Raw genomic sequence first — 480 nt, forward strand, 5'->3', positions numbered from 1 at the left:
CCCATCTGGATCTGTTCCATGGCGGTACCGATGCAGTGAGCACTGGTGGCGCAGGCAGAAGCGATGGAGTAGTTCAGGCCCTTGATCTTGAACGGCGTGGCCAGGCAAGCGGAAACGGTGCTGCTCATGGTCCGCGTTACACGGTACGGGCCAACGCGCTTCACGCCTTTCTCACGGAGGATGTCCAGCGCTTCCATCTGGTTCAGCGTGGAAGCACCACCGGAGCCGGCGATCAGGCCGGTACGCGGGTTGGACACTTGCTCTTCGGTCAGGCCGGAGTCAGTGATGGCGTCTTTCATGGCCAGGTAGGCGTAAGCCGCTGCATGGCCGACGAAGCGATAGATCTTGCGATCGATCAGCTCTTCAAGGTTGAGGTCGATGGAGCCGGAAACCTGGCTACGCAGACCCATTTCAGCATATTCCGGGTTGAACCGGATGCCAGGGCGGCTTGCACGCAGGTTAGCGGAGACGGTCTCTTTG

At 60.2% G+C, this 480-nt stretch carries 1 protein-coding gene; it reads right to left on the reverse strand.

Translation table 11 applies throughout. The features are described 5' to 3' along the window. The coding region (locus J5M71_RS27785; protein ID WP_279382395.1) for a beta-ketoacyl synthase N-terminal-like domain-containing protein at positions 1-480 on the reverse strand (480 nt) is incomplete at both ends.

The organism is Pseudomonas sp. 43(2021) (genome assembly GCF_017490805.1).
Taxonomy (GTDB): domain Bacteria; phylum Pseudomonadota; class Gammaproteobacteria; order Pseudomonadales; family Pseudomonadaceae; genus Aquipseudomonas.